This is a genomic window from Methylobacterium bullatum (assembly GCF_014845095.1).
Lineage (GTDB): Bacteria > Pseudomonadota > Alphaproteobacteria > Rhizobiales > Beijerinckiaceae > Methylobacterium > Methylobacterium bullatum.
Map to the genome: position 1 here is coordinate 1 of NZ_NKUG01000167.1, position 13530 is coordinate 13530.

Annotated in this window: 11 protein-coding genes; 7 read left to right on the forward strand and 4 right to left on the reverse strand. The window is 69.9% G+C overall.

The features are described 5' to 3' along the window. A partial coding sequence (locus tag MBTS_RS20420) for a nitrate reductase (protein WP_192216358.1) occupies nucleotides 1-2595 on the forward strand: 2595 nt, incomplete at its 5' end. 15 nt (nucleotides 2596-2610) lie between these two features. Next, nucleotides 2611-4104 (forward strand): siroheme synthase CysG, encoded by a 1494-nt coding sequence (gene cysG / locus MBTS_RS20425; protein ID WP_147829992.1) that lies wholly within the window; start codon nucleotides 2611-2613, stop codon nucleotides 4102-4104. Between the two features lie 9 nt (nucleotides 4105-4113). On the opposite strand, the gene MBTS_RS20430 is transcribed toward cysG, so the two are convergent. Then, entirely contained in the window at nucleotides 4114-4596 is a 483-nt protein-coding gene (locus MBTS_RS20430; RefSeq protein WP_147829991.1) for a hypothetical protein, read from the reverse strand. Between the two features lie 76 nt (nucleotides 4597-4672). Then, complete coding sequence (locus MBTS_RS20435; RefSeq protein WP_147829989.1) at nucleotides 4673-5575, reverse strand: acyl-CoA desaturase; 903 nt, start codon at nucleotides 5573-5575, stop codon at nucleotides 4673-4675. A 102-nt stretch (nucleotides 5576-5677) separates the two neighbouring features. On the opposite strand from MBTS_RS20435, the gene MBTS_RS20440 reads away from it, so the two are divergent. The 3 genes from MBTS_RS20440 to MBTS_RS20450 all read left to right on the forward strand — a co-directional run bounded on the left by MBTS_RS20440 (nucleotide 5678) and on the right by MBTS_RS20450 (nucleotide 7955). Continuing rightward, nucleotides 5678-6001, forward strand: a complete 324-nt coding sequence (locus tag MBTS_RS20440; protein ID WP_147829987.1) for a metalloregulator ArsR/SmtB family transcription factor — start codon at nucleotides 5678-5680, stop codon at nucleotides 5999-6001. Nucleotides 6002-6145: 144 nt separating this feature from the next. Next, nucleotides 6146-7261: a D-alanyl-D-alanine-carboxypeptidase/endopeptidase AmpH gene (gene ampH / locus MBTS_RS20445; RefSeq protein WP_147829985.1), complete on the forward strand. Its 1116-nt coding sequence runs from the start codon at nucleotides 6146-6148 to the stop codon at nucleotides 7259-7261. A 115-nt stretch (nucleotides 7262-7376) separates the two neighbouring features. After that, nucleotides 7377-7955, forward strand: a complete 579-nt coding sequence (locus MBTS_RS20450) for an SCO family protein (RefSeq protein WP_147829983.1) — start codon at nucleotides 7377-7379, stop codon at nucleotides 7953-7955. Between the two features lie 22 nt (nucleotides 7956-7977). Here the strand turns inward: MBTS_RS20450 and MBTS_RS20455 are convergent, their stop codons facing one another. Continuing rightward, entirely contained in the window at nucleotides 7978-9846 is a 1869-nt protein-coding gene (locus MBTS_RS20455; protein ID WP_192216359.1) for a glycosyltransferase family 2 protein, read from the reverse strand. Between the two features lie 44 nt (nucleotides 9847-9890). Here MBTS_RS20455 and MBTS_RS20460 point away from each other — a divergent pair, with 44 nt between their 5' ends. Beyond that, nucleotides 9891-10832 carry a transporter substrate-binding domain-containing protein gene (locus MBTS_RS20460; RefSeq protein WP_373321235.1) on the forward strand — a complete coding sequence of 314 codons (942 nt, stop codon included), beginning with the start codon at nucleotides 9891-9893 and terminating at the stop codon, nucleotides 10830-10832. 31 nt (nucleotides 10833-10863) lie between these two features. Here MBTS_RS20460 and MBTS_RS20465 read toward each other — a convergent pair whose 3' ends face one another. Then, complete coding sequence (locus MBTS_RS20465; RefSeq protein WP_147829979.1) at nucleotides 10864-11934, reverse strand: NAD(P)H-dependent flavin oxidoreductase; 1071 nt, start codon at nucleotides 11932-11934, stop codon at nucleotides 10864-10866. A gap of 249 nt (nucleotides 11935-12183) precedes the next feature. Here MBTS_RS20465 and MBTS_RS20470 point away from each other — a divergent pair. Then, nucleotides 12184-13530: MFS transporter (locus MBTS_RS20470; RefSeq protein WP_192216360.1), on the forward strand; the 1347-nt coding region annotated here is incomplete at its 3' end.

Below are 13530 nucleotides of genomic sequence, written 5' to 3' on the forward strand. Positions count from 1 at the left end.
CCCGAACCCGTCGGGGGGGCGGGCATTGCCGGCGATACCGAGCATCCGGCGAATTTCGGCCGCCTCTGCTCCAAGGGCTCGGCCCTCGGCGAGACCCTGTCCCTCGACAGCCGCCTGCTGCATCCCTCCGTCGACGGGGTGCGAGCGAGCTGGGAATCGGCGCTCGGCACCGTGGCCGGCGGCCTGCGCAAGGTCGCCGAGCAGCACGGCCCGGATTCGATCGCCTTCTATCTCTCGGGCCAGCTCCTCACCGAGGATTACTACGTCGCCAACAAGCTCGCGAAGGGCTTCCTCGGCACGCCGCATGTGGACACCAACTCGCGCCTCTGCATGTCGAGCGCGGTGGCCGCCCACCGGCGCGCCTTCGGCTCCGACACGGTGCCGGGCTGCTACGAGGATCTCGACGAGGCCGACGTGATCGTGCTGGTCGGCTCCAACACCGCCTGGTGCCACCCGATCCTGTTCCGCCGCATGGTCGATGCGCGCGCCAAGCGCGGCACCAAGCTCGTGGTGATCGACCCGCGCCGGACCCAGACGGGGGAGGAGGCGGACCTCTTCCTCGGCCTGAAGCCGGGCACCGACACCGCCCTGTTCTCCGGCCTCCTCGTGCATCTCGCGAGCGCGGGCGCCCTCGATTACCGCTTCGTCCTCGACCACACGACGGGCTTCGAGGGGGCGCTCGAACGCGCGCGCTCGATCGCGCCGGACATCGCCGCGACGGCCGCCGCCACCGGCCTTTCGGACGCGGATGTGGGCGCCTTCTTCGCGCTGTTCACCCGCACGAAGCGCGTCGTCACCGCCTTCTCACAGGGGGTGAACCAGTCGGCGCAGGGGACCGACAAGGGCAACGCGATCATCAATTGCCATCTGGCCACCGGCCGCATCGGCAAGGCCGGCGCGGGGCCGTTCTCCCTCACCGGCCAGCCCAACGCCATGGGCGGGCGCGAGGTCGGCGGCCTCGCCAACATGCTGGCCGCCCACATGCATTTCGCCCCCGAGGAGGTGGACCGGGTCCGCCGGTTCTGGTCGGCGCCCAACATCATCACCGGCGAGGGCATGAAGGCCGTCGCCCTGTTCGAGGCGGTGGAGCGCGGCAAGATCAAGGCCCTGTGGGTGATGGGCACCAACCCCGTCGTGTCGATGCCACGCGCCGACGCGATCCGCGAGGCGATCAAGGGCCTCGACCTCTACGTCGTGTCCGAGGCCGTCGCCGACAGCGACACCGCCATGGCGACAGGCCGCAAGACCGTTCTGCTGCCGGCCCAGGCCTGGGGCGAGAAGGACGGCACCGTCACCAATTCCGAGCGGCGCATCTCGCGCCAGCGCAGCTTCCTCAAGGCCCCCGGCGAGGCACGGGCGGATTGGGCGATCATCAGCGACGTCGCCAAGCGCCTCGGCCACGGCGAGGCCTTCGCCTATCCGAACGCCGCCGCGATCTTCCGCGAGCACGCGTCGCTCTCGGCCTTCGAGAACAACGGCACCCGCGACTTCGACATCGGCGCGGTGAGCGATATCTCGGACGCGACCTATGCCGGCGCGAAGCCGCTGCAATGGCCGCTGACGAAGCGCGGGGCCAAGGACGGCAAGCCGCGCCTCTTCGCCGACGGACAGTTCTTCACCTTCGACAAGCGCGCCCGCTTCGTCGCCGTACAGCCCCCGGCCCTAGCCCAGGCGGCGAGCGCGGACTTCCCCTTCGTGCTCAATACCGGCCGGGTCCGCGACCATTGGCACACGATGACGCGCACGGGGAAGAGCCAGCGCCTCTCGGCCCATCGCGACGTGCCCTTCGTCGAGATCCATCCCGACGACGCAACCGCGATGGGCGTGAGCCATGGCGGCCTCGCCACGGTCTCCACCGCGCATGGCGCGGCGGTGCTGGAGGTGATGGTGGGGGAGGGTATGCGCCGGGGCGACCTCTTCGCCGCCTTCCACTGGAGCGGGGCCACCGCGTCGGAGGGCCGGGTCGGCGCCCTCGCGCGCGGCATCCCCGATCCGGTCTCCGGACAGCCCGAGTTGAAGGCGACGCCGGCCGCCATCGCGCCGGCGGTCTATCGGAGCCGAGGCTTCCTGTTGACCCGCGAGCAGCGGTCGCTTCCCACCGGATGGTGGTGGGCGCGCGCCACGATCCAGGGCGGGTCCGGGCTGCACTTCGCCACCCAGGAGAGTTCGCGCGAGGTCGCGTTGATGCTGCGGGGGATGTTCCAGGGCCTCGAGATCGCCGAATATGCCGACCATGCCCGTGGCCGCTACCGCTTCGCCGCCTATGACGGGGAGCGTCTCGTCGCCTGTCTGGCCCTGACGCCCGGCGACGCGAAACCGGGCTGGGAATCGGAGAAGACCTATTTCGCCGCCGACGATCTCGAACCCTCCGCCCGGCGCGCCCTGCTCTCAGGCCGGGCCGAGACGGCGTCGGCCGGGCCGACCGTCTGCGCCTGCCACGGGGTCGGCCTCGACGTCATCACCGCCACCATCGCGGCCGGCGCCCACAGCGTCGAGGCAGTGGGTGCCGCCTGCAAAGCCGGCACGAATTGCGGCTCGTGCATTCCAGAGATCCGCAAGCTGCTGCCGCAGGCGCTTGCGCGCGACGCCGCATGAGCTCATTTTCATAGGATGAGCACGCCCCGCCAGCCCCGGGAAACCCGACCCGCCGGAATCGCCGCCCGTGAGGGCGCCGGACATGCCGGCCTCGAACCGTTGGCGGTCCTGCCGGTCTTCGTGCCGCTGCAGGGCAAGCGCGCGGTGCTGGCCGGGTCCAATGGCGGTGCGCCCTGGAAGGTGAAGCTGCTCGCCGCCGCCGGGGCGGATGTGGACGTCTACGCACCCGAACCCAGCGACGAGCTGCGCGCGGTGCCGGGCGAGATCGTCGCCGGCAGCGTCACCCTGCACGAGCGCCAATGGCAGCCCGCCGACCTCCAGGGCTCGGCCTTCTGCATCGGCGCCATGGAGGACGAGGCCGATTGCATCGCCTTCGTGGCCGCCGCGCGGGCGACCGGCGCCATCGTCAACGCCGTCGACCGGCCGCATCTCTGCGACGTGAAGTTCGGCGCCATCGTCAACCGCTCGCCCATGGTGGTGGGCATCTCCACGGAGGGCGCGGCCCCGGTCTTCGGGCAGACGGTGCGCGCCCGGATCGAGGGCATGCTGCCGCGCGGGTTCAAGGCCTGGATCGGCGCCGCCCGCGACTGGCGCGAGGAGGTCACCTCCCGCTTCCACGCCTTTTCCGACCGCCGCGCCTTCTGGGAGCGCTTCACGGATCGCGCCTTCGCCGAGCCGGACCGGACACCCACCGAGGCGGATCTGGCCGAACTCCTCGGCCAGACGGACGCCGTACCGAAGGGTGGGGCGGTGACGCTCGTCGGCTCGGGGCCGGGCGATGCCGAGCTCCTGACGCTGAAGGCCCTGCGGGCGCTCCGCAACGCCGACGTGATCCTCTACGACGACCTCGTGGCGCCCGAGATCCTCGATTATGCCCGCCGCGAGGCGCGCACCATGCTGGTGGGCAAGACCGGGCACGGCCCCTCCTGCCGCCAGGACGACATCAACGCGCTGATGGTGCAGCTCGCCAAATCCGGCAAGCAGGTGGTGCGCCTCAAATCCGGCGACCCCCTGGTCTTCGGCCGGGCCGGCGAGGAGATCGACGCCTGCCATCAGGCCGGCATCCCCGTGAGCGTGGTGCCGGGCATCTCGGCGGCGCAGGGGGCGGCCGCTTCGCTGGGCGTCTCCTTGACCAACCGCGACTCGGCGCGACGCCTGCAATTCGTCACCGGCCACGACCGCCGCGGCACCCTGCCGTCGGACCTGAACTGGGGCGCGCTCGCCGATCCGAGCGTCACCACCGTGGTCTACATGCCGAAGAAGACCCTGCGCGAGCTGCTCGACCGCGCTGTCGCCGAGGGTCTGGCACCGGCCACCCCCGCGCTCCTCGTCTTCAACGCCACGCGCCCCAACCAAGCCGTCGTGTCCGGCACAGCCGCCGATCTGGCGGACCGGGTGGAGGCATCGGGCTACGATGGGCCGGCCTTGCTGATGGTGGGCGAGGCTTTGCGGCGACAGGGGGCCGCCCTGGCGGACGAGACCGGGGAACGAGATCAGATCGCCGTGTGACAGGGTTCGTCACACCGGAGGCGTCCGCTTTTGCGGCACCGACAAGCCATAGAATGCGAGGCCCGACACGAGGGGCCCCAACAGGAAGAGCAGGTTTTCCGCCGACCCCATGGCGGCGGCGAGCCGGTGGAGAAATCCCTGCGGCCTGGAGGCGGATTCCGTCATCAGGACGAGGACGAGACAGGCGAACAGCCATACCGCGACCGGCGAGCCGAGGCTCCATGGCAGGAGATGCCGCTCGATTGACGGCCGGAAGATCGCCCCCGCGAAAATCGCGATGAGGATCAACGGCCCGGCAAAGAGAAGTCCGGCCACCATCAGGGCCATCGTCCTACCGAAGCCCCTCGACAGGGCTCGGGCCATCGTCTCCGTCGCGGCCCCATCCGGCAAAGCCGGCCAGAGCAGCATCTGAATGACCAGAACCGATCCGACGAGGCCGATGATGCCCGCCAAGGCGACGCGCAGGGTGATCGGCCAGGAGGCGGATGACATGATCGTGTTCCTTTCGTCGGCCGAGGCAGCGAGGAGATCGCGGTGATCCGGAGCGGGCGGGCTCCGGGGGATGGGTTCAAACCGTGACGCGGCGCAATCCCTCCCTCGGCGTCAGGTCGCCCGGCTGCTTGAGCCCCCACACCAGACCGAGCCGGCGCATCGCGAGCAGCACCCACCAACCCGGATCGTGCTGACCCGGCTCGATGCCGAGGCGAGCGGAGTCCGGCCAGGCATGGTGGTTGCCGTGCCAGGCCTCGCCGAAGGTGACGAGGGAGGCCGCCGGCAGGTCGTGTCCCTGCACCGCGACCCCGTCCACCGCCCAGCCCTGCGGTCCGCGCCGGTGGGTCAGGTGGCCGACGAGCCAGTGCCCGGTGAGGCTCACGGCGATCCGCACGGGAATGCCCCAGACCAGCCACGGCATGCCGCCGAGCGCGTAGAACAGGATCGCCCACGGGATCTGCTGCGCCATCCAGCTCGCCTCCAGCCAACGCAGGAAGCCATCGCGGGCGATCCTGTCCTCCGGCACGAAGCGGGGCGGGTGGGTGAGATCGAGGCGGCAATGCATCTGCCACCACGCGTCGCGCAGAAGCGGTGCGCGGTGGGCATGGAGATCGTGGCACGAGGCCTGGCGCTGCGCCCAGTCCCGGGTGTCGTGGAGCCGTACCATGCCGAGCGGTCCCGCCATGCCGACCAGCGTGCCGAGATAGACCAGCACCCGCTCCACCCAGAGCGGCGCCGACAGGCTGCGATGGATCAGGAGCCGGTGCAGGCCGATGGAGTGCCCGAGACAGAGAGTGACCGCGCTGCTGGCGAGGAAGAGCAGCACCGCACCGGGCGTGACGAAGATCGGCGCCAGGGAGACAGCCGCCAACGTCATGCCACCGGTCCAGAGCGAGCGGGACGGCGCCCAGCGGACCCGCCCTTCCGTGGCGGAGGTGTCCGGTCCCGCAATGAGGCGGGGTGTCGAGAGAAGCGTCATGCGGGCCTCCAATGATTAGGCAATTACCTAATTATATCAGCGACCAGTTTGTCAATCGTTAGCTCATCGCCTAAATGTTCGGTGAAGTGAGGCACCGATCCCATGCAGCGCGTCTTCGAGGCCCTGGCATCCCCAGTGCGACGGAAAATCCTCGCCTATCTGGCGCATGCCGAGCTGAGCGCGGGAGACATCGCCTCGCGCTTCGAGATGTCGAAACCGTCGATCTCGCAGCACCTGTCGATCCTGGAAAATGCCGGCCTGGTGGTGAGCGAGAAGCGCGGGCAGTTCGTGTTCTACCGGCAGGTGGAGGACAATCTCGCCAACACACTCGCCGGCTTCGTGCAGGAGGTCTGCCCCGTCGGCCGCCCGCTCCGGCGCGAGAGCGCCACCCTGGCCGGCGACCGTGGGAAGGGCGGGGAGGGCTGAGATCGGACGTCCCGTCGCGGCGACTCGCCTCCGGACGGCGTGAACGATCAAACACCTGTGAATCGACCCGGCGGCGCTACCCGCCCGATGGGCTTGCACCACGTCCAATGCGTGTAGAGTTCCGACCAGAATCGGAGCCGCGCCGTGATCAAGCGATTCGCTGTCCTCGCCCTTGCCCTGTCGCTCGCGACGACGACACGAGCAGCCAGCGCCGACGATCCGGTGATCGCGGCGGCGACGGACTTGACCGGTGACGTCCTGTTCCTCGAATCCGGCGCGCCCGGCATGATCCTGGTGGTCGTGCGCGGGGACGGGACCTTCATCCGCGGCTACGGCGAGACCGAGAAGGGCAACGGCATCACGCCCGACGGAACGAGCCTGGTGCGGCTCAACTCCATCACCAAGGTCTTCACCACGGAGGTGCTGGCCTCCCTCGCCACGGAGAGGAAGCTCTCCCTCGCCGATCCGCTGCAGAGCTTCGCGCCGGAGGCGAAGGTTCCCGCCTTCGAAGGGCGGCCCATCACCCTCCTCGATCTGGCGACCTATTCGGGCGCCCTTCCGCGCGAGATGGGACACGCCCCCGAAGGCACGAACCCACGCGCCTGGCCGACCCGCGACGACCGCTGGTCCTGGCTCGGCACATACACGCTGCCCTGGGCTCCCGGCACCGTCACGTCCTACTCGAATGTGGGGTTCGACCTCCTGGCCGATGCCGTCGGCGCGGCGGGGGGCGCGCCCTATTCCCAATTGCTGCGCAGCCACGTCACCACGCCGCTGGGAATGGCCGATACGGGGCTGTCGCCGACGCCGGAGCAATGCGCGCGGCTGATGATCGGCTCGGGCCTTGGCGGCCCGGCCACCTGCGTCGACACCCAGGCGACGGGCGGAAGCGGCGGCCTCTACAGCACCGGCAACGACATGGCGCGCTGGCTCCGGCACAACGTCACCGCCACGAGCGGCACGCTCGCCCTGAGCCACGCGGTCTACCGCCAGCGCCAATCGATGCCGGCAGCGATCGGCTTCGACGAAGCCTCGCCCATGGCGGGCCTCGCCCTCGGCTGGGTGGCCCTGGCGGCCAAGGAGAACGAACCGGCGTTGCTGGCCAAGAGCGGGGGAGGCGCCGGCTTCATGAGCTACGTCGCCTTCGCGCCGGGGCGCGATGTCGGAGTCTTCGTCGTCATCAACCGCATCGATTTCGCGGCGTTCTCCGCCTTGACCAGCACGACCCACAAGCTGATCGCCGCCCTCGCGATCCGCTGAACCCGAGTGGTGAAGCCGGTCTCACGCAGCCCCCGGCGACACATTGACGGTTGCCCGCATCCCCGGCCCATGCTCTTGCCGCAGCGTCCCTCCGGAACCGGCTTGAAGGCTCCCCATGCGTCGCGCCCTTCCCCTCATCCTCTTCGCCCTCGGCCTCGTGGCGCTCGGCGTCGCCGCCACCGTGCTGCTCGTGCCGAAGGCCGGGCAGGTGGCGACCAGCAGCGTCGGCGGCCCCTTCACCCTCACCGACCAGGACGGACGGCGCGTCACCGAGCGCGATTTCGCCGGGGCGACCCATCTCGTCTTCTTCGGCTTCACCCATTGCCCCGACGTCTGCCCGACCACGCTGCAGCAGATCGGTGATGTGCTCCAGGCGCTCGGCCCCAAGGGCAAGGACACGAAGGCGCTGTTCATCGCGGTCGATCCCGAGCGCGACACGCCCGAGGCCCTGAAGACCTACCTCGCCAGTTTCGATCCCCGCATCGTCGGCCTCACCGGCTCGCCGGAGGAGGTCGCCGCGGCCGTGAAGGCCTACCGCGCCTATGTCCGCAAGGTGCCGACCAAGGGAGACGATTACACGATGGAGCACACGGCGCTCGTCTACATTATGGATGGCCGGAACCGCTTCGTGAACGCCCTCAACCTGATGAAACCCGCCGACCAGGCGGCGGCGGAACTCGCCAAGGCGCTGTAACGCGTCCTGGTGCTGGGCCCCGTCATCGCGGCGGGTTCGGTGTCAGCGCCCCGCTGCGCGAGGTGCGGGACAGGCCGTGTTCGGTCTTGTTCCAGCGGTCGGGTGCGAGGATCAGTTCGATCACCCCGCGCCAGGCGGCGAGGCTGACGAGCAGGAAATAGGCCGGCAGCAGGGGCACGAAGGGGACGAGATCGTGCCAGCCCCGGCGCCGGGCGCCGATATAGGCCGGCAGCAGCATCGCCACGAAGCCCGAGACGAGCACCGTGATCGCGGCGCCCGTGGGCAGGTTCGACCAGAAATCGCTCCCCGCCTCGATCCGGCTCGGCCAGAGGGAGACCAGAGCCGGCAGCATCAGGAACGGATAGGCCAGAGCCGAGGCCACCGTGCCGGGGATGAGGGCAACGGCGCATAGGCTCGCCAACGGACCGAGTTCGCGAAACGTGACCAGGGGGGTGCGGCCATGGGTGAGGCTGGTCTGGAGAAAGCCCTTCATCCAGCGGGTGCGCTGGTTGAGCCAAGCCCTGTAGCGGGCCGGCGCCTCCTCGATCGTGTTGCTCGGCAGGTCGCCGACATCGTAGCCGGCCCGTGCCAGCCGCAGGCCGAGATCGGCATCCTCGGTGACGTTCCAGGCATCCCATCCGTAGACGGCGCGCAGGATGTGGGTTCGGAAATGGGTGGAGGTCCCACCCAGCGGCGTCGGCAGCCGCCATGCGGCCAGCGCCGGGCCGAGGACGTCGAACAGAGCCGTGTATTCGAGGGCGAAGCACCGGGTCAGCCAGGAGTCGCGGGCATTGTCGATGACGAGGCGGCCCTGCAGGCAGGCGGTGCGCGGGGAGGCGCGGGCGAAGGCCTCGGCGGCCGCCCGCAACTGGCCGGGATCGGGCACGTCCTCCGCGTCGTAGACCACGAGGCAGCTTCCCCTTGCCAGGGGCAGGGCGGCGTTGAGGGCGCGCGGCTTGGTCCTCGGCAGCCCCGGCGGCACGACGACGACCTCCACATGTGCCGGCAGGGTGAGGCATGCGAGCGCCCCCGCCGTGGCGGCATCGTCGGCTTCCGTGAGGAGCTTGATGTCGAGCTTCGCCACCGGGTAATCGAACCGCGTCAACGCCTCCATCAAGCGCGGCACCACCGCCGCCTCCCGGTAGAGGGCGACGAACACCGTGTAGACCGGCAGGTCGACGTCCGACATCCTTTGCCGGGGCGTGTCCTCCGGCGCGATCCGGCCGGTCGGGCCGATGGCGGCCACGCGAAAGGTGAGCAGGACGAGAAATCCGACCTGCACCAGGACCCAGGCCGCCGTGACGAGGAACGCCGGCAGGCAGGCCAGGGCGAAGAGGAACGCGCCGAAGACGAGGCCTGCCAGCGCAAGGAGAGGCGCCACGGGGACGGCGTTGTAGGCCCAGTCCGGCCTCCGCCTGAGAAGGTCGTCCGAGGCATGGGCCGCGACTCCCACCGAGCGCTGGGCGAAGATCGCGTGGCGCAGGGCCGTCGGGGTGGTGATCGCCGGCATCAGACCGGTGGGGCTGCGTCCCTGCAGCAATTCGACGACGGCGCGTCCCCGCGGCGCATAGACGAAGGCCGCCCCCGTCCCCGGATCGAGGGGCGCGACACCCGCGACCACACTGTCGGGAAACCGCGCCCCGGCGCCGAGGGGCAGGCGCGCGCCGAGATAGCGCGCGCCGAGGGTGAGGGCGAGGGCGCGGTAGAAGCGTTCCTCGTCCATCAGCCCGGACTGGATCAGGGCGGTGGCGGCATCGGTGCCGCTCGCCCGCGCCAGGGCGGCGGCCTTCGCCAGCAGCATCGGGGAGGCGGCGTGGCTCAGGAGAAACGCGATCTCCGGCGGCAATGCCACCGTTTCGCCGCGCAGGCTCCTGAAACCGAGGATCGACACCGGAACCGGCTCCCCGAGGCCCGGGAACGTGATAGGGGAGAGCCGTGAGCCAGACGATTCCCGCGCACAACCAGTGCGCCACAGATACAACCACACCGTCAAGCCGCCTCGCCTGGTGTGCCGCCGCTTTGCTGGTGATGGCGCTGTTCTCGGCTTGGCCGGCGGCAGCGCAAGACTCGGCAGCGCACGATACGGCCTCGCGGGACACGGCCTCGCCGAGCGTGACGATCCCGAATTTCTGGAATCCGCGCAGCCGGCTCGAACGGATCGAAGCGCCGCAGACGGCGCGCGCCGTCCGCTTCCTCACCGACGACGAGTTCCCGCCCCTGCATTTCGCCGGCCCGGACGGCGCACCCACCGGCTTCGTGGTGGAACTCGTCCGGGCGGTCTGCGAGCGCCTGTCGCTCAACTGCACGATTCAGGCGCGGCGGTTCGATACGCTGCTCGACGCCCTGGCCGACCGGCAGGGCGATGTGGTCGCGGCCGCGATCCCGCTCACCCCGACCCTGCGCAGCCGCTTCCTCGCCACCCGTCCGTATTTCCGCTGGCCGGCGCGCTTCGCGGCCCGCACGGACAAGGGCCTGCCCGCCCCCTCGGCCAAGGCGCTGGCCGGCAAGTCCGTCGGCATCGTCGGGGCAAGCGCCCATGCGGCCTATCTGAAGGCGTTCTTCCCCCAGGCGGAGGCGCGCGAGTTCACCGACCTCGCCACCGCCGAAGGGGCGCTCCGGCGCGGCGACGTGGATTACGTCTTCGCCGACGGGCTCAACCTCGCTTTGTGGATCGGCGGCATCGATTCCTCGAATTGCTGCGCACTCGTGGGCGGCGACTACCTGGAGAACCGCTATTTCGGCGAGGGCATCGGCCTCGTCACCCGGCGCGAGGACACGGCCCTCTCGCGCGCCCTCGACGAAGCCCTCCAACGGCTCTGGGACGAGGGGAAATACGCCGAGCTGTACCTGCGGTTCTTCCCCGTCAGTCCGTTCTGACTCGCCGGCCCATGCCTATCGGGCAGCCGGGCTAGCCGCGGGCCTGCAAGATCCCGCGTGCCTCCTCCGCCAGTTGTAGGGTCAATTCCGCCGCCCCCGTTTCCCGCGCCAGAGCCGCCGCCTGTCCCGACCAGAGCGGCGAGAAATCGCCCGAGCCTTCCGCCTCCGCGCGCTGGCGCAGGGGCTGGAGCGCCACGGCGGCGGAGGGAAAGGCCGGCGCGTCGGCGCTCACCGGGCCGAGCTCCGCCAAAGTACGATTGACGAGACCTCGGGCGGGACGGCCCGTGAACACGTTGGTGAGCGCGGTATCCTCGTCGCGGGCGGCCCGTAGCGCCGCGAGATGGACGGCGGAGATGCCGGCCTCCGGGCAGAGGAGATAGGCCGTGCCGATCTGGACGGCGGAGGCGCCGAGGGTGAGCGCCGCGGCGATCCCGCGCGCATCGGCGATGCCGCCGGCCGCGATGATCGGCACGCGCACCGCGTCCACCACCTGCGGCACCAGGGAGAAGGTGCCGACCTGGGACTCCACCGCATCGGTGAGGAACATGCCACGATGCCCCCCGGCATCGGACCCTTGGGCGATGATCGCGTCCACGCCGCGCTCTTCGAGCCAGCGGGCCTCGCGCACCGTGGTGGCGGAGGAGACGACGAGACAGCCCGCCTCCCTGACGCGGCGGAGGAGGGCGGCCTCGGGGAGCCCGAAATGGAAGCTGACCACCACCGGGCGCAGATCCTCCACGACGGCGCACATCGCCTCGTCGAAGGGCGCACGGTTGGCAATAGCGACGGGCGCTGCGGGGTCGAGGCCGAGTTCGCGGTAATAGGGCGTCACGCGCTGGAGCCATGCGGCCTCGCGGGCCGGATCGGCGGCGGCCGGCGTGTGGCAGAAGAAATTCAGATTGAACGGACGATCCGTGCTCCGGCGGATCGCCGCGACCTCGCTGCCTACCTGCTCGGCGTTCAGGGCGGCGCAGGCCAGCGACCCGAGGGCGCCGGTGGTGGAGACGGCGGTCGTGAGCCGGCCCCGAGGCCCGACCATCGGTGCCTGGACGATGGGATGATCCAGACCGACGAGATCGAGGAAACGTCTGTCGGGCCACATGGCATGGTCTCCTTGGCAAGGCGTCGATCACCGTCTGTCTACACCATCGAAGCGCGATGGTTTCCGGTTGGCTCCGCATCCCGTGAGGAACGCGATGGAAAGCCTCGCTCGGGGTGGATAACCCCGCTCGCAGACGAGTTTCGCGGCCCGTCCGGATGTCGGATCGCGCGGGAACATGGTCCAACTATTGCTGGTGTTTCGGCGAGGTTTGCATCGGCGCCGATGGTGTGACGGACCTCGAGGCGATCCATGGCGATCCGGTCATATCCCGTTCCCGATGCGTCATCGACCCGGCCTCGTCCGTCGCTCGACGCGGCTTACCGCCGGATTACCTGGCGCCTGCTGCCGTTCCTGATGGCGCTCTGGATCCTGTCCTGGATCGACCGGGTCAATATCGGCTTTGCCAAGCTGCAGATGCTGTCCGATCTCAAATTCAGCGAGACGGTCTACGGCATCGGCGCGGGCATCTTCTTCATCGGCTACTTCCTCTGCGAGGTGCCGAGCAATCTGCTTTTGGAATATATCGGCGCCCGCAAGACCATCGCGCGGATCACCTTCCTCTGGGGCGCCTGCTGCGTGGCGATGATGTTCGTCACCACACCGGCCTTCTTCTACGTGCTGCGCTTCCTGCTCGGAGTGTTCGAGGCCGGCTTCTATCCGGGCGTGATCCTGTATCTCACCTACTGGTACCCCAGTGAGCGGCGGGCGAAGGTGTTTGGGCTGTTCATGTCGGCATCGGCGATCGCCGGGGTGATCGGCGGGCCGCTGGCCGGGGCGATCCTCACCGGCCTGGACGGCGTGAATGGCTGGGACGGCTGGCAATGGGTGTTCCTGCTGGAGGGCATCCCGTCGATCCTCGCAGGGTTCGTCACGCTCCTCTACCTGACCGACCGCCCCGCCAAGGCCACCTGGCTGACGCCGGAGCAGCGGGCGCTGATCGAGGCGGATCTCGGCCGCGACGCCGAGGCCCTCGGCCCACGGGAACACCGCATCCTCGCCTCCCTGAAGAATGTCCGGGTCTGGCAGTGCATCGCGATCTACTTCTGCCTCGTCACGGGGTACTCGGCGCTGATCTTCTTCGGGCCGAGCGTGGTACGTGATGCCGGCTTCACCGACCCTCTCACCATCGGCTGGATCATGTCGGCGGCCTATCTGTGCGGCGGTATCGGGATGGTGCTCAACGGGCGTCATTCCGATCGAACCGGAGAGGTGCGCCTGCATTGCGGCATACCGGCGATGATCGGGGCGCTGGCCATCGCCCTCGTCGGGTTCCTCGTCCCGGCCAGCCCGGCTCTGGCGATGCTGGCGCTCGCCGTGGCGATCGTCGGCACGATGAGCGCGATCCCCGTCTTCTGGCAGATTCCCGGGCGGTTCCTGGCGGGCTCCGCCGCCGCGGCCGGCTTCGCCCTGATCAACTCGATGGCCAACCTCGCGGGCTTCGGCGCCCCCGCGGTGATGGGCTATCTGCGCGAGAATACCGGCTCGGCCTCCGCCGGCCTGTGGCTGATCGCGGCCTTCCAGCTCGCGACGATCGTGCTGATCCTCGCCTTCGTCCCGCCCGCCACCCCGGCCGGCGAGCGCCGGGGTAGCGGGTGG

What these genes read in the sequence shown, in the direction of transcription:
- cysG (WP_147829992.1), top strand. Translation starts at nt 2,611, where the DNA reads ATGAGCACGCCCCGCCAGCCCCGGGAAACCCGACCCGCCGGAATCGCC.
- MBTS_RS20430 (WP_147829991.1), bottom strand. Translation starts at nt 4,596, where the DNA reads ATGTCATCCGCCTCCTGGCCGATCACCCTGCGCGTCGCCTTGGCGGGC.
- MBTS_RS20435 (WP_147829989.1), bottom strand. Translation starts at nt 5,575, where the DNA reads ATGACGCTTCTCTCGACACCCCGCCTCATTGCGGGACCGGACACCTCC.
- MBTS_RS20440 (WP_147829987.1), top strand. Translation starts at nt 5,678, where the DNA reads ATGCAGCGCGTCTTCGAGGCCCTGGCATCCCCAGTGCGACGGAAAATC.
- MBTS_RS20450 (WP_147829983.1), top strand. Translation starts at nt 7,377, where the DNA reads ATGCGTCGCGCCCTTCCCCTCATCCTCTTCGCCCTCGGCCTCGTGGCG.
- MBTS_RS20465 (WP_147829979.1), bottom strand. Translation starts at nt 11,934, where the DNA reads ATGTGGCCCGACAGACGTTTCCTCGATCTCGTCGGTCTGGATCATCCC.